We start from the raw sequence: 23,692 nt of genomic DNA on the forward strand, positions 1-23,692 counted from the left end.
ATTAATTACCTTCCTTTTCATGTTTATTTAAAATTACGTGGGAATCTATAAGCTCCTGCATAATAGCTTTGCGTTTTCTTTTACCCTCTGCAAATAAAGGATGCGACCCATAGCGCTTAATAAGCAGTCCCAAAATAATAACAAATATATTAATCCAATATTGCTGTGTTGTAATAGCCAAAACAAATAGTATAAATGTTAAAAAGCTTACTGCTGTCCAAAAATTTTTTAACTTTTTTGTCATCTTGCCACCCTCTTCAATTTAAACAATTAACTAACTGTTGCATTTTCCGTAGGTTTTTTAGTTGACGAAGTTTCATATTTTTTTCTAGGAATAGGATCCTTTTTGAATGACTGATATACAATCCAAAATAATGCTAATAATGCCACTAATCCTATCCAGGCCAAAATGTTACCATTAAAAGCTTTACTCATCAGAAAGCGAAGATCAGGTGCTTCAATGGAACTCCACGAAACAGAACTTCCTTTGGGAACATTTACAGCGCCTGTATTAACTGCTAGTTTAGTAAATACATTGGTAAAGTAAGAACTACCATATAAAAATAATGGTTCATAGATGACACCAAGTACAAGCATACGTAGTAAATTGCCACCAGTTAATAATAAGCCACCAACACCAAGACAATAATTTATAACTCCACCAATTGGAAGTACCTGATTGCCTGGAAGAACAGCTGCATAAATGATACTTATAGGGATCAAGATAACCATGGTAACCCACAATTCAGTACTCTGACCCAACACAGGCCAATCAAGACCAATCACAAAATCCCGACCCTTAAATCGATTCTTCATAAAATTACTCATCGTAGTACCAAATGGTGTTAATGAATCCATGAAAAATTTCGCCATTACTGGGAAGATGGCCATGACAGCTCCTACGGTAATAGCTAAGCTCAAGGCATTAGCTATTTGATAACGACCAGCAAGTCCAATAATTAATCCAATGAGGGAACCCATAACAACTGGTTCTGACAAAATGCCAATCTTCTTCTTCAATGTTTTTGCATCCCACTGATGGTTAAATATAGGGATGAAATCCATTAGCTTATTTACTGGCCACATAAGAATTGCAGTAAATGCCTCAATATGCGGAACTGTAATACCTGGGTAACCCAACATATCCTCAATTTCTTTGCTCCACATATCGCCAAGTTTCAAACTAATTACAGCTTGAATTGCCCCTGCAACGAAGGCCCAGATATAACTACCAGTCGCAAAATAAATCATATATCCAGTAAGCGCTAAGCCCCAAACATTCCACATATCAGCATTCACAACGTTTGTGGTTTTCGTAATCAGCATAATTAGATTTACACCAATTTCAATTGCAAAAAAAGCAAAGGCAAAGGTCCAGGCCCAAGTAATAGCCGAAGCTCCAGTCCATCCAAAATCAATAGCAGGTAAATTAATTCCAGTATTCTTTGCTAAAGCCTTGGATGCTGGCGTCACAACTGTAACCAATTGGTTAATAGCCATACTCATACCGATAAATCCAACACCCAAATACAATCCAGAAAGAATAGCTTTAGATGTTTTCATGCCAAAAAGCAAACCTAAAATCATAATCAGTATAGAAATAACAACTGATGGGCCTGGTGATAAAATTGCTTGAATAATGCTATTCAGATTCATATGTTTTCACTCCTTTATTGAGCTGGCTTTTTAACTGCTGCTTTTACAGCAACAAGAACTTTTGCATTTGCTTCGTCCTCACCTATGCCTGTTAGCCATGGAACTCCAACAATTTCAATGACATTGTTAGCTTTTATAGTTTCACGTAGATCATCATCAGCTGGCGCAATACCGACATACACAATAATGTTTGGATTAGAATCAATGCGAGATTTTGCCGTCTCCACCGGATGCGGTTCAGCTTGCGCCACATCATCAAACCCTTTATCTGTCAAAAAATCATTAATCTTATTGGCAACTTGTGGACTAGTAGCAACACCAGAACCACAACATACTAGAATCGTTATCATTTTAATCTCCCCTATCTAATTGTTTTATACAGTTACTTGTACAAATTTATTAACCAAAAGCGCTATCATTTCTTCAGGAGTAACAACTTTTTTAAAATTAGTAATAAATATCTCATCTTTAAAGGCTGCAATAATCGATGACAAAAGCCCCACTTGTTTTTTTGGCTCTTTAATTCCAAGAAACAAAAAATAGCAAGCCTTCATTTCTTTGGAATCACCCATCTGCTTCCAATTAAGTGATTGTGTATTTCTAACTACATAAATAAATGGCTTGCAAATATATTGCGGATCAACATGCGGCAAAGCTAATTCAATATTAGGAAACACTAATCCAGTTGGATAATTAACTTCTCTCTCTTTTACCCCCTCTATATACCCCTCATTTACAAAACCTTTCTCTTGTACATCTCGGCCAACAAAGTCGAACAATTGATCTGCAGACTTTGCACGAACTTGTAAATTCATAAGATCCTTGTTAAACATAGATTCATACATTTTGAATCCTCCTTTCTTTTTGTTCATCTTTTACAAAAATGTTTATCTTTGTTACATTTTATATTGTAAACGCTTTCTCTTAACTAGTCAACACTTTTTATTTTTTGAATTAAATAACTGTTTATCCACTGAAGTCAGAGTATTTAAGAAATATTATATATTGTAAACAAGTTACCCATCTTTAATAATCGAACATACTTGAACATTTATGTTTTACATATTATAATTAATAAAGGTTAGGAGGAAACATATGCTTAAACAAGATAGACAACGTATTATAATGGCTTTGCTTAATTCATCCAATACTAGTTCTATGACAACTGTCGATATTGCCAAACAAGTAAAAGTCGCTCCTATGACAATTCGTAGAGATTTGAAAGAACTATCAGATATTGGTCTTCTTACAAGAATTTATGGTGGTGCAAGTCTAATTGTTGAAAAAACTACAACTGAAAAACGTGAATTGCAAAAAAGTGCCAAGCGTGAAATTGGTTACGAAATAGCAAGACTTGTAAAACCCAAAATGACCATTTATCTTGGTGCTGGAACGACAGTTTTTGCAAGTTTAGATTTTTTACCTAAGAATGAAATGGTCCAATATATAACTAATTCTGATTTAGCCTTTCATTATTTAGTTAATAAAGATATGGATGTCGTACTTACTGGTGGGGCATATCACAAAACCACAAATGAGTTTGTTGGAACTATCGCTGAAAATTCCTTAAGCAACTATGTTTTTGATATTGCATTCATTAGTACTAATGGAATTTGGGAAAACAGCGCTACTACCTCTCATTTTTCTGAAGGTAATGTTCAAAAAGCAGCAATATCTAGATCCAAACACGTTTATGTTGTATGTGATCATACAAAATTTGGTAAAGCAGATAGATTTAGTTTTTTATCGCTTAATGATGCAACTGGTATAATCACAGATTCAGGTATACCTACAGCGGATTTAAAATACTACAGCCAATTTTCAAACATCATTGTAAGAAAGAAGAGAAAAAAATGATATTAACCATTACAACTAATCCATCTCTTGATATTATTTACCGTACTAAAACTTTCTCAATCGGAGTAACTAATCGTGAAACAAGTCATCAGAAAGTTGTAGGCGGGAAAGGTATCAATGCAGCTCGTGTTGTTTCAACATTAAATGGATCAAAAAAAAGCAGCGTTATAGCTACTGGATTTGTGGAAACTGATGGGTATGATATGTTTGAAAAAGAAATGTATGATTACCAAATAACAGATAAATTCATTAAAATACCTGGTAAAATTCGTTATTGTTATCAGATTTATGATCAAGATAAGAGAAAAACTGAATTAAATGAAATCGGGACCCAAGTTTCGTATGAATCTTCCAACTCTTTGCTTCAACAAATAAGCACTCTCAAAAACCTAACAGCTGTCTCTATAAATGGCTCTATTGCATCTGGACTCCCCCAAAATTACTATTCCTTACTAATAGAAAAAATACGTACAACTGCCCCAAATGCAAAAATCATTTTAGACACTTCTGGTTCAGCCTTACATGAGACCTTAAAGAGTACAAGTAAACCTGATATTATCAAGCCAAATAACGCTGAATTATCTGATCTTCTTGGCTATAGAATTGAGGAAAACCCTAATTCAGCACTAAAAGCCCTGCAAGATAAACAACTGGAGGGAATACCTATGGTTGTCGTCTCACTAGGGGCAACAGGAGCCGTTGTTAAAATACAGCATGGTAATAATCCTGACTTTTATTTTGTAAAAACACGCGCACTAGATGCAAAAAATACTCAAGGAGCTGGCGACTCAACGGTAGGAGGCATGCTTTATGCAATTGATCAAGATTTGAGTAACTTGCAAATAATTAAGTACGGTATGGCCGCTGGAATGGCTAATGTTATTGAGCAAAAAACAGGTTATATAAATACTGAAGATGTAAGTGCATTTGTGGAAGATGATTCGCAAATCATTATACAAAAAATTAATTTATCTGAAATGCCTAAATAACAATTCACTAGGAATTAGATGGAAGATTTAACTTAGAGAACACGTTTATTTGAATTGATAAATGGGTTAAGATTAGTTTGGACATTAATTAATGAAAATCAATTAATGTCCAATTTTTTATTTAACGTATTAACTACTCAAAAAACTGGCATCGGTTATTCACCAATGCCAGTTTTTTATATAAGAGTACTACAGTTTAAAATAAGTCATATTCATTACTACTTATTTTTGTCATTATCTACCTCTATAGCCCCTAATATCGTTTTATATTTCAAATCTAGCTTTTGAATCTTCTAAAAAATGCAACTAGAGCAATTAAAACAATTACTAAACTGCCCATTATTGATAACCAAATTCCAGACTCATATCCAGTTTGTGGTAACCCAAATTTATTCTTATCATTAGTCTGCTGCTTATTTGAATTATTAGTATTATTTTGATTAGTTGCTGGTAGATTCTCAGGATAATCTTTTACTGTCAGATTAACTAATTTATTAGTATTTTGAAATTCGACAGTAAACGGTATCTGTTTGGAACTCAGCTTATATCCCTTTGGTGCACGTATTTCAATAAAGTAATAATTTCCTGGTTTCAAATTATCAACTTTGATTTGTCCCTTACCATCAGTTGTCAAGCCACTCGCAATCTTTGTTCCATCTGCTTTATACAGGTCAAAAACCGCTCCAGCTAGGACTTTACCAGTATTCCCATCTTTCTTCGTTAAAACAACTGAGCCAGTTTTTTCTGCGTTTTTCACTGAAATAGTTGCTACCTTAGTCGTCGTTTGTAATTCAACAACAAAGCTATATTTAGTGTCTTTATTAAAATCATATCCGGCTGGGGCTGCGGTTTCCTTAAAGTAATAATTTCCTGGTTTCAGACTATCAACTTTAATTTGTCCCTTGCTATCAGTTGTCAAATCACTCGCAATATTTGTTCCATCTGCTTTATACAGATCGAAGGTTGCTCCAGCTAAGGCCTTGCCAGTGTCACCATCGGTCTTTGTCAAAATAACTGAACCAGTTTTTTCTGCATTTTCTGCAGATACAACTGCCACCTTGGCTGTTGTTTGTAATTCAACGATGAATCCATAATGCGTGTCTTTATTAAAATCATACCCGGCTGGCGCTGCGGTTTCAACAAAGTAATAATTCCCTGGTTTCAAACTATCAACTTTAATTTGTCCCTTGCTGTCAGTTGTCAAACCACTCACAACCCTTGTCCCATCTGCTTTATACAGGTCGAAAGTTGCTCCAGCTAAGACTTTACCAGTATCACTATCAGTCTTGGTTAAGAGAACTGAACCAGTTGTTTCTGCATTTGCCGCTGAAACAGTCGCAACTTGCGCTGTCGACTGGAACACAACAGTGAAATTCTTCTTACTACTATCGAGCTCATATCCCGCTGGGGCTTTAGTCTCAACAAAGTAATAATCGCCTGGTTTCAAGCTATCAACTTTAATTTGTCCATTGCTGTCAGTTGTCAAATCACTCGCAATCTTTGTTCCATCTGCATTGTATAAATCAAAAGTTGCACCGGCTAGTGTCTTCCCAGTATCACTATCCGTCTTCGTTAAAACAACTGAACCAGTTTTTTCTGCATTTGCTGCCGAAACAGTTGCCACCTTGGCTATTGTTTGTAATTCAACAGTGAAGCCATAATGTGTATCCTTATTGAAATCATAGCCAGCTGGGGCTGCAGTTTCAACAAAGTAATAATTTCCTGGTTTCAGGCCATCAACTTTAATTTGTCCATTGCTGTCAGTTGTCAAATCACTCGTAATCTTTGTTCCATCCGCCTTATACAGGTCGAATGTCGCTCCAGCTAAAGCTTTACCAGTATCACTATCGGTCTTGGTTAAGAGAACTGAACCAGTTGTTTCTGCATTTGATGCTGAAACAGTCGCGACTTGAGCTGTCGACTGGAATATAACAGTGAAGCTCTTCTTACTACTATCAAGATCATATCCGGCTGGTGCTTTAGTCTCAACAAAGTAATAATCTCCTGGTTTTAACCCATTGGCTTTAATTTGTCCGTTGCTGTCAGTCGTTAAATCACTTTTGACCTTTGTTCCGTCCGCTTTATATAAATCAAAAGTTGCACCGGCTAATGTCTTCCCAGTATCACTATCGGTCTTGGTCAAAATAACTGAACCGGTTGTTTCTGCATTTGCCGCTGAAACAGTTGCTACCTTGGTTGTTGTCTGTAATTCAACAGTGAAGCTCTTCTTACTACTATCAAGATCATATCCTGCAGGTGCTGCTGTTTCGACGAAATAATAATTTCCTGGTTTCAAATTATCATAAGTGAGCTGTCCGTTACTGTCAGTTGTCAAACCACTCACAACCCTTGTCCCATCTGCCTTGTACAGGTCGAAGGTTGCTCCAGCCAACGGTTGATTGGTATCACTATCGGTCTTGGTCAAAACAACTGAACCGGTTGTTTCTGTATTTCCTACTGAAACAGTTGCTACCTTGGTTGTTGTCTGTAATTCAACAGTAAAATCATAATGTGTGTCTTTATTGAAATCGTATCCCGCTGGAGCTGCAGTTTCAACAAAGTAATAGCTTCCTGGTTTCAAATTATCATAGGTAAGCTGTCCCTTGCTATCGGTTGTCAACCCACTTGCAACTTTGGTTCCATCCGCCTTATACAGATCAAATGTTGCTCCGGCCAACGGTAGATTAGTATCACTATCGGTCTTCGTCAGAATGACTGAACCAGTCTTTTCAGCATCACTAATACTAATTTTTTGCTGAATATTACCGCCATCAATTGTGAATGGCTTCTGGGTTGTATCCAGTTCATAACCTGCAGGTGCGTCTGTTTCAACTACATAGTATTTACCAGCATTCAAACCTGAATAGCTGATTTCTCCATTTTGATCAGTCGTCAACCCTGATTTGACTAACGTTCCATCGTCTTTGTAAAGGCTAAAAACTGCACCGGTTAACGGTTTGGCAGTATCACTATCGGTCTTTTGAATCGTGATCTTTCCTTTTTCATTAGTAATCGACTGAATGACTTGATTAGCAGCATTAGCATCACTATAGTTGACAGTGATTTCTTTACCACTCGCCAAAGCTGATGAGATCACATAACCATCTGGCGCTGAAGTCTCAACTAAAATATATTTACCTGATTTTAAATTATTCCATTGCAATTGGCCATCAGAATCAGTTGTTCCTGAGCGCAACAGTTGCCCTTTTGCACCTGAAACATCTGAATACAATTCAAAACTAGCTCCAGCAATTGCAGCCTTGCTGTCTGCATCTGACTTAGTTACTACTAAATTTGTATTCTTCCCCGAAGCTGAACCGCTATTGTTCACCACATTTGTAGATCCAATTGTGTTGCTTTCAACAGGCTTTTCACCCTGAGCATTTATCGAAGCTGTATTGGTAAGCTGATCATTTGTCAGTGATGAATTAATCAAAGAACGATAATCAATTGAATATGCTGTGGTAATTTTGTTCTTGAAAATAATCTGTAATGTTTGCTTCCCAGTCAGCTGATCCGTCTCCAAATCAATTGTGTAATCCGTACCTAACTGCAATGGACTACTCTTATCTTCAGTGAAGCTCCCATCAGCTGCGACCTTCCCCGGATAAATTACGATTGAATCTTGATCAATAATTTGATTATCCGAAGGCTCATCCTTAACAACAACACCTGTTAGAGTTGACTGTGCCTTATTAACCCAGATATTCCAAGTAGCATATGCTGCATTGGTTGGGTCCTGTTTACCAGTTTTCTCAACAACATTCCCACTATTTGGAACTGTAACTTGGGCTGCTAAAGTACTCGAATTGCTGTTATTAACATAAGTCGCGGTATTATCATAGGTTGCTTGATCAATAACCTTATCAGCCAAACTCGTATCATACGTTAAAACATATGCTTTAGTGCTTCCTGCTGGCAGATTAGCTGTAATTGTCTTTGAACTGCTGTCATAACTGATGTCAGCATTATTAACCTGACTACCTTGAGTATATGATCCATTCGAATTGATAGTTGCCTCATATAATTTAGCGCTATCTGCCACATAATCTTGATCGCCAATGATTGGATCAGTGATCTTGGCATTTGTCAAAGTCCGTTGGTTATAGTTTGTTACAACATTCCACGTAATCTTTTTTGAGACAGCATTGTAACTACCAGATTTACTGCCATCGTTCTTAAATTCTGTTTTAGGAGTAAAATCAGCACTCCCATTGTTTGTATGCTTTGTACCTGTTTGCTCATACCAAGTTGCAGTTGCAGTATTAGTCCACGTGCTCCCTGTAGGCAGCTTTTGTGTTTCAAAACTAGTCTTATAACTTAATGTGTACCAATCTTTAGCACTGTTAGCCAAATCACCCTTAAAAGCAATTGTAAACCCATTACCATCCTGAGTGACCGTATAATCAGTCCCTTCTGTCAGGATTGCATTTGTATCCTTATCTTTTAAAACAAAGGAGTCATAATCAACCGTCAGACCATCTGGTACTGGATCCGTCATTGACCAGTTCTTCATATCCTGACGTGCTTTGTTAATGTCAAAGTTCCATGTAGTGGTTTTGGCATTATAATCAACAGTTCCTAATGACTTGGTTAAGCCTTGTTGACCAACAGTCTGCTTACCTGCATCAGTTGTTTGCTCATCACTAGTAACCGAGTTATTGATTGTGGTGCTACCATCAATAGCTGCCGTCACTTGCGATTGATACGAAATCTTAACACCTTGTGTCAGACCATTGACAAAATTAATTGTCATTATTGACTTATCTGAACTATAACCCACAGTGTAATTGGCTGATGGAACAGTAGTACCATCTTCATAAGTTAATGTAGGTGTACCCGAAAAGGCCTGCCCAGCTGAAAGAGTGTCGACCAATGTTGCCTGATCAGCTGTTAGACTCTTTTCTCCATAATTATAATTAATATGCCAGTTGTACTTTTGACCCCCATTATTATCCTGCCCATCATAGGCTTTTTGGAGTAATTTCCCATAATTGGCACTCACAGTTGCCGTTGCTGGTGAGTCTTTTCCATCATTACTCAAAGTCGCTGTATTTGTAAAAGTTATGTTACCACCATCATTAGGAATAACAGAACTACTGCTATCAATATCCGTTTTATATTCGATTTTGAATGCTTGGTAGGTATCAGCATAACCACCAATGAATGTGACTGTACCATTTGAATCAATTGTATAATCAGTTCCCGCAACCAACGCAGCACCTGTAGCCGTTACTTTACCTGTTTGATCAACTGTTTGTGGATAAACAGCCACCGAGTTTAACTTAGTTCCATTTGGTAATGGATCGGTAACAGTTGCATCCTTCAATTCATTGCTATTAGTATTAATTGTTACATCCCAAGTGATACCGGTTGGATTATTACCAGAACTATTCGCACCGGTTAAAGTCCCAGCTTTTGCAATAGCACTTCCTCCAGTCGGCTTAACAACAATTGGAAAACTGACTGGCCCAGCAGTTGTATCAACTATAATATTTTGTTTTCCCGTTGTATAATCACTTGAAATACTTGAAGTATAATTAAAATCTCCACTAATAGTATCATGAGAATCAACTTTATCATTGAAAGTAAAAGTGACCTTACCATCACTAGTAATTGTGTAAGTTCCAAAGTCTCCTAATGAACCTGTTCCCGGTTTATATTGAACTCCACTTGGAAGACTAAAAGTAAAGTAATCTCCCCCTTTTATCTGATAGTTATCCGTCAGATTATTAGGAATTGACCACTTGTAATCAAAGTTCAAATTGGTCTCAGATGTAACATCATTAGCGTCAACTGCATTCCCCTTTGAATCAGTGAAAGCAAGCGTTGCACTATCAATAATCGTACCATTTGAAGCACTTGGTAGATATTGCGAGATGTCATTGCCACTGTTTACCGCAAGAGATACAACTTTACGAGTTGCTGCGCTTGATGAACTGGCTGAACTCGATGAAGCCGAACTAGAAGAACTGGCTGAACTTGACGAACTGGTCGTATCCGAGCTGGAAGAGCTAGTCGCACTTGATGTGCTCGATGAACTTGATGCCGCTTCCAAGCTAGCCGTAACTTTTTGTGCCTGCAATCCAAATTGTAATGTGCCCGTCAAAGATGAATCATCAGCTAAGTCCAATTTCAAAGTTACCGTTCCTTGTGCGTTAGCTTTGCTTGATAAGATTAACTGACTATCCGTAACTTGATATTGTCCAAGTACAGTTGAATTATCGCTAGCAGTTATTGCTTCATTTGTAACCTGCTTCAACTTCACATTGTCTCCCGAACTAATATCTATTTTAGTCGTTTGTTCTTGGTCAGTTGAATTATCCAACTGAACTTTCAAATCAACTTGCTTCTCGTTGCTAGTATCCTGTTGTGCAGATATTAGCTTAATAGATGTTGAAGTATCACTGACTTGATCAGTCGTAGTCGCATCAACAATCGGCGTAAATATCTGCAATAATAACACAAGTGCTAGACTCACCGAATATACCCTTTCAAACCATTTTGTTTTCCTCACATTTGCTCTCCCCTTTAACTTTTTTATACAAATCACTAAAATCCCAAAAAAACAAGTAAGCTTTACCCTTTTTTATAAAAGATTACTCATAATTTACATTTTACTTTATTGTATTAAGTATAATCAAGTTTTTATGTAGCATATTTGACTGTTTTTTTTGGGTAAATATTTATTGTCCATTTAATTACACTAAAATAAACAAAAAATGAGACTAATAAAAAAGTTAACAGTATGAATAAAAGCCCTAAATAGCACAGCTTTCACCTCATAAACCACAAAAAAGTTATCTTTGTAACCCTGTAATAAACTTTGTAAATTATTGGCAAATAAAAAACTGGTCAATCCGACTCAACAAAATGGCAATTGCCAAAATGTTAGGGACTGTACCAGTTACTTTGTATATATTACTATTTTATTTTTCAACTTTGCCAAAAGACAAACCGACTACACTATCGCTACTAACCCAGCTGCCAGAATTCCTCCCACAAGCGGTCCAACCATAGGAACCCAAGCATACCCCCAATTAGGGTTTGTTTTGTTGGGGACTGGCAAAACTGTGTATGCTAATCTAGGACCCCAATCACGCGCAGGATTGAGGGCAAAACCGGTTGTTCCACCTAATGCCTGACCAACAACCGTAATTAACAAACCAACAATCAAAGGCTTGAGCCCTTGAGTAAAATTGCCTAGATTCAATAAGGTAAAAATAAAAATAAATGTCGCAATAACTTCACTTAAGAAATTAAAAACTGGGTTGTTAATTGCAGGTGCGGTAGCGAATATGCCAACAGTATTGCCTTCTTCAACTGTTTTAGAGTCTTTGAAATGCGGGTAATATTGTACGATAACAATCGCTGCACCGATGAAGGCACCAATGAATTGACCCAGTAAATATGGTAAGACTTGACTCCAAGGGAAAAATCCAAATAATGCAAATCCAATCGTTACTGCGGGGTTAAGATGTCCCAATGAACCGAATGCTCCAGCAACATATACACCAAAGGTCACCGCTAACCCCCATGCAATCGAGATGTACCACCAATTTTGTCCATTAGCATACGATTTTTTTAAGTTAACACCAGCTCCACATCCAACACCAAAGACAATTAAAACGGCTGTTCCAAATAACTCTCCCCAGAAACCATTCATTATTTTTCCCCCTTACTTAATCTTCAATGGTGCCAATTGTTGTTCAATATCTGCAAGTGTGACATCTGCTTCTAACAGAGTGGCTGCTGTATATGCACCCTCTATCAAAGCAACATCATAGATATTCACCTTCTTATCAGACATTTCAACGGCTAATTCCAGATTCATCTTAGAACTTCCCAAATCATAAAAAGCTAACAGTTCCTGTGCTTCGTTATGTTCAAAAGCATCCATGATTTTCCCCGCACTTGTGCCTATTTCATTGTCATCCGTTCCTCCAGCAAATGTAATTGAAACATCAGCTGCAACCTGTTCCAATAACTTAGGTATTCCCATGGCAACTTCTGGCACATGTGAGACGATCACTATTCCAATTTTTTTTGTCATTTAATCCCTCCTGCTGCAATGAAACTTTCAAATAAATACTGACTTGAAACAGCTCCCGGATCCAAATGACCAACTGAACGTTCACCTAAATACGAAGCTCTTCCCTTTTTCGCTACCAAATCCCTAGTTCCTTCAGCTGCTTCTTTCACCTTTTCAACCGATAAACTAGCGGCTGCTAGTGCATCAACAACTGGCGCCCAGACGTCAATCATTGTTTTATCACCTGTTGTTGCTCCACCGCGTTTTTTGATTCCTTCTAGTGCCAACTTAAACAATTCCGCCGGTTCCTGTGTTTCTTCACAATTTTTAGCCATTTCTAGAAATGCCGTTCCATACAACGGGCCAGCAGCTCCACCAACTTTGCTAATCAAGGACATGGCAATTGTTTTGAAAGTCAGCTTTAAATCTGGTTCAGAAAGCTTAGCAAGACCATCCTTAACTCCTTGCATCCCCCTCATCATATTATTGCCGTGATCACCATCACCAATTGGCGTATCAAGTTCACTTAAATATGCTTTTTGTTCGCTAATTTTCTGGTAAAATAATTCCATCCATTTATCCACTATCTCAACTGTTATCATCATATCTCTCCTTCTACCATGCAATCGTTTCAACTGGATAATTCAAATAATCCAGCCATTTTTCATCAACTAAGTCGAAAATTGTCAAGGATATTCCCGCCATATCAATTGAAGTCATGTAATTCCCAACCTTCATAAAAGCTGGTACAATCTTTTTCTTAGCAAGCTCATCAAGCAAATCATGGCTAAACACATATTGTTCCATTAACGGAGTCGCACCCATCCCATTAACCAGTACAGCATATTTATGTCCTGCATCCAACTTTAGCTCGCTATCGATTTTAGAAACTAATTCCTCAACCAGCTTACGCGAGGTCTTAATCTTCTCTCTGCGATAACCAGGTTCACTATGAATTCCGACTCCGTATTCGATCTCATCATCAGCAAGTTCAAACCCAGGCTTTCCTACTTCGGGAACCGTTGCTGCCGACAAAGCCACAGCAATCGTATTAATATGCGGCAATACTTCCTTTGCCAATTTTTCAATTTCTGCCAATGAAGCCCCTTGATCTGCAGCAGCCCCAACTATTTTGTGCATGATTACAGTTCCAGCAACTCCACGCCTTCCCTGAGTATATAGGCTGTCTTCAACCGCAATATCATCATCAACAATGATTGATTTAACCGGGATATCATCTAGTTCAGCCATATCACTAGCCATGTCGAAATTCATCACATCTCCAGAGTAATTCTTAATAATTAGAAATACCCCTTTACCTGTATTTACAGCTTTGATTGCCTCGTAAATCTGATCTGGTGTTGGTGAAGTGAAGACTTGACCTGCAACTGCTGCGCTTAGCATCCCTTTGCCTACAAAACCGGGATGTGCAGGTTCATGCCCGCTCCCGCCTCCGCTTACAATTCCGACTTTTCCATCCATTGAAGCTTTGTCACTTCTCACAACAGCCTCTGTCTCAGGTATGCGAGTTACATATTGCGGATATGCTCTAACCAAGCCATCGATCATTTCTGGGACAACATCTCCAGGATCATTAATTATCTTCTTCAATCTAATTACTCCCCTTCAAAAGTATCTTTCCATAATTAATACGCTTACAAAATAATCATAACGCACCTCTTATACACTTCTTTTTACCATAAATTTACCAATAATTATAGTGAAAAGGCTTACTGCAGTTAACAAATTGGTAAAATAAATGTTTAAAAAATATTTTCTTAACTAACTATATTTTTTATCATGAAGAAGTGTCACATACGACTGCTTAAATTTATATAAAATACAAAACAATTACATTTATCACACAATTCTCTTACAAGCGACAACTACACTTAAGTTGTTACAAATTAAAAATATTAAGGAGTAAGGCAATGTCTATTGAATTAACTAATATTTCAAAAACATATAATGGTTCAGACTTTATACTTTCAGATATTTCTGTCAAGATCGAAACAGGAGAATTCTTTGCGATTGTAGGTCCATCAGGATGTGGTAAAAGTACACTTTTACGTATGATTGCAGGATTAATTCCTATTTCAAATGGTCAGCTAAGAATTGATGATGAAGATGTTACCAACCTTCCTCCTCAAGAACGAGCATTGACCATGGTTTTTCAAAACTATGCCCTTTTCCCTTTTTTGAATGTCAAAGACAACGTGGCTTTTGGTCTAAAAGCACGTAAGATGAACAGCTCTGAAATCAATACTCGTGTTAACCATGCACTTGAACTAGTCAATTTAACAGATTTTAGTGAACGTAAACCAGGTGAACTCTCAGGTGGACAAAGGCAGCGTGTGGCCCTAGCTCGTGCAATTGCTAGCGATGCAAAAATCTGTCTCATGGACGAACCTCTCTCAAACTTAGATGCACAATTGCGCAATAAAATGCGTTCTGAAATTCGTGAATTACAACAAAAACTAGGTCTAACACTCATCTATGTCACTCATGATCAGGTTGAAGCAATGACAATGGCTGACAGAATTATGGTACTTAATGATGCAAAAGCACAACAAATTGACTCAGCTTCAAATATTTACGACACTCCCTCAAATACTTTTGTTGCAAGTTTCTTCGGTACCCCACAAATGAACTTGCTGCCCATAACTTTAAAAGAAAATAAGCAACCCTCTGATGTTGAAACCAACTTAAAATTCTCTATAACAAATAGTCTAAAGGCAGGAAACTATCTGGTTGGTGTGAGACCTAATGCGCTCGCAATTGACGAAGTAAGTTCCAAGACAAATGCCATAGTAACTAATATTGAATACTTAGGAACACATTCAATTGTACATGCACAACTGGACAATTCACTGGAACTTCGAATCGAGGTTAGCAGTACTCATAATTTATCAACCACTGAGCGAGTCTCTGTAAGTGTCACAGGAAATCATTACATTTTTAGTGAAGACGGTCAAAAGCTGTTGAATACGAATGGAGGATATACAGATGGAAACGCAAGCCAAGAACCCCAACTTCAACATAGCATCTAAAAAAAAGAAGAGCGCAGAGCTGTCACTTGGATACAATCCTTATGCAAAGGATAAACTTTATGCAGTACTATTTTTAGGACCTTCGCTTTTAATTCTGGCGCTTTTTGTATTCTATCCGATGCTGCGCACCATCTATCTAAGCTTTTTCTTAACAAATAATCTTGGAAAACCCACTGTCTTCGTTGGACTTAAAAACTATTTCGCGCTATTTTCTTCGAACGCCTATATCAACAGTCTGATTGCAACACTTGTCTATGTTATTGCAGTCTCAATCTTCACAATTGCAATCGGTCTTGTCTTGGCACAGGCGGCTACCAAAAAAGTGGCTGGTATCAACTTCTTTAGAACCATCTTCTCTGCAACGATGGGTGTTTCCGTATCAGTTGCAGCAATCTTTTGGCTATTTATCTTCAATCCTTCCGTTGGTTTGTTAAGTCAATTATTCACCGCGTTGAACCTGACACCAATTAATTGGTTGACTGAACCAGGCTGGGCAATGACTGCCATTGTAATTTCAACAGTCTGGATGAATCTTGGCTTTACCTTTCTTATATTCTTCGGTGCGCTTCAGTCTGTGCCTTACACACTTTATGAAGCTGCACAAATAGAAGGTGTTTCTAAATCTTATCAATTTTTCCATATCACACTGCCAATGATTTCGCCAACGATTTTCTTTGTTTCAATTATCACATTGATTGAATCATTCAAAAGTTTCGGTCTAATTGATTTGATGACTGCAGGAGGACCCAATAATGCCACAAATTTACTTGTATATCGGATATATCAAGATGCATTTTTAAATGGTAATTATGGCTTAGCAAGTACCGAATCTGTCATTCTTGCGGTTATTATTGCACTTTTTACATTCATTCAATTCAAAGTTCTTGAAAAGCGAGTGACCTACTAATGACACAATATAAGAAAAGAAAAAAAATCCAACATATACTTCATTACTCATTGCTGATTATTCTAACAATTTTTATCATCATTCCTTTTTTATTGGGGCTTTGGACTAGCCTATTACCGACTGCAGATATCTCTAAAGGAGCTCTCTGGAGCAGTCATATTTCATTAGATAATTATGTGACTGCGATAACTCAGACACCTATTATTCGTTATCTCTTTAATAGCCTTGTAATTTCTTTATTAACAATGTTCGCTCAAGTCATCTTTTGTTCAATGAGCGCCTATTCCTTTGTCTTCCTCAAATTCAAAGGACGCGACTTATTATTCTATGTATTTCTTGCAACAATGATGCTGCCATTTGAAGCCGAAGTGATTCCTAACTTTACAACGGTACGTGACCTAGGTCTGCTCAATCATTATGCGGTCATGATTATTCCTTTTCTGACTTCTGCCTTTGGTACATTCATGCTGCGCCAAGCTTTCTTGCAAATTCCAGGAGAATTGAAAGAGGCTGGGGATATCGAAGGACTATCACATTGGCAATATTACTATAAAGTTGTAATGCCTTACTCCAAAATCAGCGTTTATACACTCGCAGCATACAGCTTTCTTTCCAGTTGGAATCAATATCTGTGGCCAATGCTGACCACCTTCAGTGATAATTTTCGCCCAGTTCAAGACGGACTCAGACAGCTGCAATCACAGGAAACATTCAATAATTGGGGGATGATTCAAGCAAGTGCAGCAATCATTATAATCCCTACGTTAATCGCTTTATTCTTTGGCCAGCATTACTTCAAATCCGGACTTAATGAAGGTGCAATTAAATGAAAAGAAAAAGAACAATATTTGCCGCTCTAGTTATTATTTTTCTTGCAATAATCGGCTTTACTTTTTCACAAAAAAGTAGTGCAAAAGCTGACTCACGTATCAAGATTGTCTTTTGGCATGAAATGACTGGCCCTGGACAAGTTCAACTAAATAAATTCGTCAAAGAATTCAATGATTCACAAAACAAATACGTTGTTGTTCCACAATTCGAAGGCAACTACAACGAAGCTGTACAAAAAATATTGAACACACATGGAACCAGTACCTCGCCTGCGCTCTTCCAATCAATGGATATCTCAACAAGCCAGATTTATAACTCTGGCTACACAACGCCAGTTCAAAAGTTCATTGATAAAGAAGGCTATGACACAAGCAAAATTTCAGCTGTCGCACGTGCATTTTATTCCAAGAATGGTACACAACTCTCAATGCCATTCAATACTTCACAACCAGTACTATATTACAATGCAACTCTTCTGAAAAAATATGGCATAACTCCTCCTCCAGTCAATCCGAGCTACAGTGATATTACCAGAGTAGCCACCGAACTTTATCAGAAATCTGGGAAAAAAGTCAAAGGATTGAGTGTTGAAATCTACGGTTGGCTTTTTGAGCAATTTTTAGCTAACGGCGGCGAGTCATTGGCCAATAATGAAGATGGACATTCGGGAGTGCCAACTTCTGTTAACTTTTCAGGTACAGTGGCAACAAAAACAATGAAATGGCTGCAGGAAAATATTAAAAGCGGTGCATTCATGAACTTTGGTGCTGGTTCAAGCGCCTCTGCCAATGAAATGGCGGCATTTCTTTCAGGCAAGCTTGGAATGTTCCTGCAATCATCCGCTGATATTAGTCAGTTAACAGCTGGTACAAAAGATAAACTAGGTATCACCTATTATCCACATGCTGATGGACAAAAATCCAATGGCGTTTCAATTGGTGGAGCTTCACTCTGGATCTCAAACGATAAGTCCAGTGAAGTACAACAAGGTGCTTGGAACTTTATCAAATTCTTGATGAATGCCAAGAACCAGGCTACATGGCAAGTTGCGACTGGATACCTTGCCTTGAATAAAGATTCGCAAGATGAACCTGTACTCAAAAAATTATACAAGAGTCAACCAGAAGCAAAAGTTCCAGGACAACAGTTGCGACGTACAAAACCGAATAATACAAATTCTGGTATCTTCATGCAAGGATTGATTCAAGAACGTACCCTGACTCAGACTGCCATGGAACAAATCTATAACGGCAGCAATATTAAAAATTCGCTCGTTGAAGCGCAAAAGGCAATGAATAGCTATATAACCTCTAATAATTTGGCAAATAAGGTCAATCAAAAATAACACTAATTTCATTTTCTACGCTACACTAGCCAAATAAGAACAAAATAGAAAGGCTGGTCAAAAGTTAAATTTGACCAGCCCCTCTATTTATTCCGTATAAACGTGTTTCATAAGTCAAAACTCTCCGTCTAACTTCGAATTACTCATAGCAAAATACTCGCTATGTTCGTAATTTCGAGTTAGTACTCAAATTTTCCCGACTCATGGCACACTCTCTCTATTTATTCCGTATAAACGTGTTTCATAAATCAAAATTCTCTGTTTAACGCTAAATTTTGAGAATTACTACACTATCAACTTCTTATATCATAATTCCTTTTTATATCCAACATGAAGAACGACGGCGCCTAGACTGAATTGCTGATAAGTAACTTTCCACAATCCAGTCTCTTCAAACATTTCCTTTAGCCTATTTGCAGAAACAAACTCCTTAGTCGTTTTCTGTAAATAATCATAATCTGCATAATTGTTTCCCCGCACCTTGGCAATCACAGGAACCAACTTGAAGAAGACATTCCAGACACTCTTCACGACCACATTTTGCGGCTGTGAGGTCTCCAAGCAAGCCACAAAACCTCCAGGTCTCACAACTCTCGTCATTTCACTCAGCACTTGACTTGCATCAGGAACATTTCTAAGTCCAAAACCAATTGTTGCTCCATCGAACGAATTATCCGCAAACGGCAACTCCATTGCATCTCCCTGCACTAAATCTATCTTGGCTTTTTGTTTTGTATTAAGCATTTTACCTTCAGCAAGTCTCAACATTTCTTTGCTAAAATCAAGCCCTGTAACATGTCCGCTCTCACCCAATTCGCTTGCTATGTCAGCGGTCCATGCCCCTGTTCCACAACAAACATCTAAGAGCTTTGAATTAGTCTTTATATCAAGCTTTTTCATAGTTTCCCTACGCCAATTTTTCTGTAATCCCATACTAATCCAATTATTCATCGAATCATATTCTGGAGCAACACGATCGAATAACGAATTAACTTTTTCTTCAGGTGTTTTGTTTGTGAGTACCAAATATTAGACCTCGCTTTTTATGATGGCTTTTTCAATTAATGCTATCACATTTTTTTGAATCCGCAAATTGTGCTTTTTAAAAAAGTTTCTAAAAATTAAATTTCCAATTATTGAACTATAAAAAGTAACACTTATAAAAATTAATAATACCTTATCCACTTTTCAGGCGATTCATTTTTGACATTGACTTTTGCTTAGTTCCAGCGATTAAATTCCCATTCAAAGAAAAGATTCAAAAAATGATTGACAATAAAAAATAAAAGAACTAGGATGTAATTGTAATAAAAAAAGTAACAAATAAGGAGAAAATTAATTATGACAACAATAAATGGATATGAACAAAGCGATCGTGAACAAAAATTAGATATTTTAAACTTATCTTCACTTGAAGAAAAAGCCAAAAAAATTATTCCCGCTGGCGGTTTTGGTTATATTAGCGGTGGTTCCGAAGATGAATGGACATTACATGAAAATACAAGTGCATTCAATCATATTCAGATTATTCCTCGTGCTCTTACCAATGTTGAGCAACCTACCATTGCTACTGAAGTTTTTGGATTAAAATTAAAAACACCTATTATGATGGCTCCTGCTGCTGCACAAGGTTTAGCACATTCACGAGGTGAGAAAGCAACGGCGGAAGGTTTGGCCAAAGTTGGCGGACTAATGGCTCAAAGTACCTATTCTTCAACATCAATTGCCGATACCGCTGCAGCCGGTAATGGTACACCTCAATTCTTCCAACTATATATGAGTAAAGATTGGGACTTCAACTACAGCCTGCTTGACGAAGCTGTAAAGGCTGGTGCTAAAGGAATTATTCTTACAGTAGATGCAACCGTAGATGGGTACAGAGAATCTGATATCATTAACAACTTCCAATTTCCAATTCCAATGGCGAACTTAGCTAAGTTCTCAGAAGGTGATGGCAAGGGAAAAGGAATTATGGAGATTTATGCCGCTGCTGCTCAAAAGATTGGCCCTGATGATGTTCGCCGGATTGCAGAATACACCAACTTACCTGTAATAGTTAAGGGAATTGAAAGTGCAGAAGACGCTTTGCTTGCAATTGGTGCTGGTGCCAAAGGAATCTATGTTTCAAATCACGGTGGTCGTCAATTGAACGGTGGACCTGCTTCGATTGATGTTTTGCATGAGGTTGCCCAAGCAGTTAACCATCGAGTTCCTGTTATTTTTGATAGTGGTGTTCGTCGTGGATCGCATGTTTTCAAGGCTCTTGCAAGCGGAGCAGACCTAGTTGCCCTTGCCCGCCCTATTATCTATGGACTTGCTCTTGGTGGCGCTCAAGGTGTTGCTTCTGTAATCAGTCACTTAAACGATGAGCTAAAGATTGATATGCAATTAGCCGGAACGAAGACAATTGAAGATGTAAAGAAAGCTAAAGTTATTAGAAAATAAATTGTGGCAGACAAAACACATTTATTCGTAATAATATAGAGAAACTAAATTAAAAGTTAAATTTTGAAGTGCTCCATAATCATTAGACAAAAATCTAATTATTATGGGGTATTTTTGACTTTTAAAACTAACTTAATATTGTTTATTGACAGCGCATTAATAAACAAGTACCCTTAGTGCATATCTATGAACGTTAAGGGGGCGACCTTTCTATGACATTTTTAGCCCAAAAAAGATAGGGATGTTGCAAATCTGCAACCATGCTTATTTTGCCATCAATCATGATTATAGAAAACTCCGTCACTTAATTAATTCATATTGTCTAGAGGGGCAGGGTCAAAAGCTAAATTTTAACCTGGCTTCTTTTTTATTCCAGATAAATGTGTTCTATAAGTCTAAGTCAAAATTTTCCGCCTAACACGAAATTTTACCGCTTTATGACACACTTTATAAAACTACATCAATTGGGGGTTTATTACATGAAAAAAGGACTTTTGGTATTATTTGGGACCGTAATAGCTACAACACTTATATTGACTGCTTGCGGAAATAAGCAATCATCTGACACATCAAAGCAACAGGTCTTGACTGTGGCAACAGATGCCGAAATGGCGACTCTTAGTACAACTAAGTATAGTGATACTACTAGTCTTGAAGCATTACAGAACACTTTCGAAGGACTTTATCGCTTTAATTCAAGCAATAAACCAGTCCTTGCTGGGGCTTCAAGTGTTTCTGTCAGTTCAGATGAAAAAACCTACACTTTTACACTTAGAAAGAACGCAAAATGGTCAAATGGTGACGCCGTAACTGCACAAGATTACGTCTTTGCATGGAGAAAGATGGTGGATCCTTCATCAGCTTCTCCCAATTCACAACGTTTTGCATCCATTAAGAATGGTGATGCGATTGCAGCCGGCAAACTATCAGCTGACAAGTTGGGGATTAAAGCACTCAGCACTTATAAACTACAAGTTACACTTGAGTCGCCTATCAGTTACTTCTCAGAACTTATGACTGGTGCACCATTCTATCCACAAGATGAAAAAATTGTTAAAAAATATGGCAGCCAGTACGGCACAAGTGCTGCTAAGACAGTCTTTAATGGCCCCTTCGTTGTAACTAATTGGAACGGGACTAACTTGAAGTGGAATTATGTGAAGAACAGCAAGTATTGGGATAAAAAAGCAATTACACTAAAAAAAGTTCAAGTTCAAGTTGTTAAGGATTCCTCGACAGCCGCTAATCTATACCAGACAAACAAGTTGGATTATGCAATGCTAACAACAGATTATATTAAGCAATACCAAAAAACAGCTGGTTTTCATTCAAAAACAATCCCATTAATCGGCTACCTGTCATTTAATACCCACCGCCAGACGACAGCAAATGTTCACTTTAGAAAAGCAATTGCTCTGGCTTACAATAAGAATTCTCTAGTCAAGAATGTCTTGCACGCAGGCTCAGCACTAAATGGGATTGTTCCTAAGAATTTTGCCTTTAACACAAAGACTGGCGATGATTATCGTAAAGATGCAGGCAATATGTCAACTTATAATCTCAAAGAAGCTAAGAAACAATGGGCTGAAGCAAAGAAAGAGCTTGGCAAACAAAAAATTTCAATTGAATTATTAACTTCAGATACCACTGATTCCAAACAAATTGGAGAATATCTTCAAAGTCAACTTGAAACAAACTTACCAGGTTTATCGGTCAGTCTTCGTTCTATTCCACTAAAGTCTCGTTTAGCCGCAACAACTGACTATGATTTCGATATCGTCTATGGAACATGGCAACCTGATTATGCTGATCCTGTTAACTTCATCAGTGATGGTGGACAATATCATTTATCTGATGACTACAACAATAGTAACTTCCGCAGCCTGTTAAACAAGGCGGCGACTACCTATGCAACTAATCCAACAAAGCGTTGGTCAACTTTGATCAAAGCTGAGAAACAGTTAATTACGACAGATGCATTTACTGCACCAGTATATCAGGGCGGGATGTCTTATTTACTAAAGAATAAGGTCAAAGGACTCCAAATCTCACCATATGGAACAGTATTATTCTATCGAAACGTCCACATCAAATAGATAAGTGCAAAAAAAGAGCTGGGGTAAAAGTTAAATTTTGCCCAGCTCTTTTTACGGTTTCATTTATTAAACGACTGAAATAAATATTGTCATACTCATAGATTCAATCCAAAAGCAAAACTACTAAATTCTGACATTAAATCTCTTTTCTAAGTACACTTTATACAAATGAAAAACACTATAAAAATGTTTTAAAAGGCGGTCGTTATCGAAAAGAAGATTTTGAAGTCGTTTATCGAACCTTAATTTGTGACGAACCATTGAATCCACAATATACTGATCATCCGTTGGTCAATCGTAAGCCAGAGCGGGATCTCCATATAAAACCTGATTGGCTATTAATCTATAAATATGATGGGGGCTGTGCCATAAGTCCTAAGTAAAAGAGCCACATTAGAAAAAATAATAATTTTTCTAGTGTAGCTCTTTTGGTATAATTGAAAATAAAAAAAGCACTGGTTGCAGCCAGCACCTTCAAAAACAA

At 37.4% G+C, this 23,692-nt stretch carries 19 protein-coding genes; 9 read left to right on the forward strand and 10 right to left on the reverse strand.

The features are described from left to right. Window position 1: 1 nt before the first annotated feature. The 4 genes from FFX44_RS10995 to FFX44_RS11010 are packed head-to-tail and all read right to left on the reverse strand — an operon-like array spanning window position 2 to window position 2,501. Entirely contained in the window at window positions 2-244 is a 243-nt protein-coding gene (locus tag FFX44_RS10995; protein WP_289980935.1) for a hypothetical protein, read from the reverse strand. 26 nt (window positions 245-270) lie between these two features. Beyond that, window positions 271-1,656 carry a PTS transporter subunit IIC gene (locus FFX44_RS11000; protein ID WP_289980936.1) on the reverse strand — a complete coding sequence of 462 codons (1,386 nt, stop codon included), beginning with the start codon at window positions 1,654-1,656 and terminating at the stop codon, window positions 271-273. A gap of 14 nt (window positions 1,657-1,670) precedes the next feature. After that, window positions 1,671-2,006, reverse strand: a complete 336-nt coding sequence (locus tag FFX44_RS11005; protein WP_289980937.1) for a PTS galactitol transporter subunit IIB — start codon at window positions 2,004-2,006, stop codon at window positions 1,671-1,673. Between the two features lie 24 nt (window positions 2,007-2,030). Beyond that, window positions 2,031-2,501 (reverse strand): PTS sugar transporter subunit IIA, encoded by a 471-nt coding sequence (locus FFX44_RS11010; protein WP_289980940.1) that lies wholly within the window; start codon window positions 2,499-2,501, stop codon window positions 2,031-2,033. 250 nt (window positions 2,502-2,751) lie between these two features. Here FFX44_RS11010 and FFX44_RS11015 point away from each other — a divergent pair, with 250 nt between their 5' ends. Continuing rightward, entirely contained in the window at window positions 2,752-3,513 is a 762-nt protein-coding gene (locus FFX44_RS11015; RefSeq protein ID WP_289980941.1) for a DeoR/GlpR family DNA-binding transcription regulator, read from the forward strand. Continuing rightward, the gene (locus FFX44_RS11020) at window positions 3,510-4,502 is read left to right on the forward strand and encodes a hexose kinase (RefSeq protein WP_289980943.1); all 993 of its coding nucleotides are present in this window, start codon (window positions 3,510-3,512) and stop codon (window positions 4,500-4,502) included. Before FFX44_RS11015 ends, FFX44_RS11020 begins: the two co-directional genes overlap by 4 nt. 277 nt (window positions 4,503-4,779) lie before the next feature. On the opposite strand, the gene FFX44_RS11025 is transcribed toward FFX44_RS11020, so the two are convergent. The 5 genes from FFX44_RS11025 to dhaK form a co-directional block, all read right to left on the reverse strand. Further along, complete coding sequence (locus FFX44_RS11025) at window positions 4,780-11,019, reverse strand: SpaA isopeptide-forming pilin-related protein (RefSeq protein WP_289980944.1); 6,240 nt, start codon at window positions 11,017-11,019, stop codon at window positions 4,780-4,782. Window positions 11,020-11,463: 444 nt separating this feature from the next. Further along, window positions 11,464-12,168 (reverse strand): MIP/aquaporin family protein, encoded by a 705-nt coding sequence (locus tag FFX44_RS11030; RefSeq protein ID WP_289980946.1) that lies wholly within the window; start codon window positions 12,166-12,168, stop codon window positions 11,464-11,466. Between the two features lie 12 nt (window positions 12,169-12,180). Next, on the reverse strand, window positions 12,181-12,555 hold the full coding sequence (dhaM, locus tag FFX44_RS11035; protein WP_289980948.1) for a dihydroxyacetone kinase phosphoryl donor subunit DhaM: 375 nt from the start codon (window positions 12,553-12,555) through the stop codon (window positions 12,181-12,183). Then, entirely contained in the window at window positions 12,552-13,139 is a 588-nt protein-coding gene (gene dhaL, locus FFX44_RS11040) for a dihydroxyacetone kinase subunit DhaL (RefSeq protein WP_289980952.1), read from the reverse strand. The genes dhaM and dhaL overlap by 4 nt, the downstream gene beginning before the upstream one ends. 10 nt (window positions 13,140-13,149) lie before the next feature. Further along, the gene (gene dhaK / locus FFX44_RS11045; protein ID WP_289980954.1) at window positions 13,150-14,145 is read right to left on the reverse strand and encodes a dihydroxyacetone kinase subunit DhaK; all 996 of its coding nucleotides are present in this window, start codon (window positions 14,143-14,145) and stop codon (window positions 13,150-13,152) included. Between the two features lie 320 nt (window positions 14,146-14,465). Here dhaK and FFX44_RS11050 point away from each other — a divergent pair, with 320 nt between their 5' ends. The 4 genes from FFX44_RS11050 to FFX44_RS11065 are packed head-to-tail and all read left to right on the forward strand — an operon-like array spanning window position 14,466 to window position 18,667. Beyond that, window positions 14,466-15,584, forward strand: coding sequence for an ABC transporter ATP-binding protein (locus FFX44_RS11050; RefSeq protein ID WP_289980955.1), 1,119 nt, complete (start codon window positions 14,466-14,468; stop codon window positions 15,582-15,584). After that, window positions 15,541-16,491: a sugar ABC transporter permease gene (locus FFX44_RS11055; RefSeq protein WP_004563411.1), complete on the forward strand. Its 951-nt coding sequence runs from the start codon at window positions 15,541-15,543 to the stop codon at window positions 16,489-16,491. The genes FFX44_RS11050 and FFX44_RS11055 overlap by 44 nt, the downstream gene beginning before the upstream one ends. Beyond that, the gene (locus FFX44_RS11060) at window positions 16,491-17,321 is read left to right on the forward strand and encodes a carbohydrate ABC transporter permease (protein ID WP_289980956.1); all 831 of its coding nucleotides are present in this window, start codon (window positions 16,491-16,493) and stop codon (window positions 17,319-17,321) included. The genes FFX44_RS11055 and FFX44_RS11060 overlap by 1 nt, the downstream gene beginning before the upstream one ends. Beyond that, window positions 17,318-18,667 (forward strand): ABC transporter substrate-binding protein, encoded by a 1,350-nt coding sequence (locus FFX44_RS11065; protein WP_289980957.1) that lies wholly within the window; start codon window positions 17,318-17,320, stop codon window positions 18,665-18,667. Before FFX44_RS11060 ends, FFX44_RS11065 begins: the two co-directional genes overlap by 4 nt. A gap of 306 nt (window positions 18,668-18,973) precedes the next feature. Here the strand turns inward: FFX44_RS11065 and FFX44_RS11070 are convergent, their stop codons facing one another. Next, window positions 18,974-19,693: a demethylmenaquinone methyltransferase gene (locus FFX44_RS11070; RefSeq protein WP_004563413.1), complete on the reverse strand. Its 720-nt coding sequence runs from the start codon at window positions 19,691-19,693 to the stop codon at window positions 18,974-18,976. 315 nt (window positions 19,694-20,008) lie between these two features. Here FFX44_RS11070 and FFX44_RS11075 point away from each other — a divergent pair, with 315 nt between their 5' ends. From FFX44_RS11075 to FFX44_RS11085, 3 genes are all read left to right on the forward strand, one after another. Then, window positions 20,009-21,112: a lactate oxidase gene (locus FFX44_RS11075; RefSeq protein ID WP_289980961.1), complete on the forward strand. Its 1,104-nt coding sequence runs from the start codon at window positions 20,009-20,011 to the stop codon at window positions 21,110-21,112. 479 nt (window positions 21,113-21,591) lie between these two features. Further along, on the forward strand, window positions 21,592-23,208 hold the full coding sequence (locus FFX44_RS11080; protein WP_289980962.1) for a peptide ABC transporter substrate-binding protein: 1,617 nt from the start codon (window positions 21,592-21,594) through the stop codon (window positions 23,206-23,208). A 140-nt stretch (window positions 23,209-23,348) separates the two neighbouring features. Then, window positions 23,349-23,591 carry a type II toxin-antitoxin system mRNA interferase toxin, RelE/StbE family gene (locus tag FFX44_RS11085; protein ID WP_289980965.1) on the forward strand — a complete coding sequence of 81 codons (243 nt, stop codon included), beginning with the start codon at window positions 23,349-23,351 and terminating at the stop codon, window positions 23,589-23,591. Window positions 23,592-23,692: the final 101 nt, after the last annotated feature.

The organism is Lactobacillus sp. UCMA15818, from assembly GCF_030400225.1.
Taxonomy (GTDB): Bacteria; Bacillota; Bacilli; order Lactobacillales; family Lactobacillaceae; genus Liquorilactobacillus.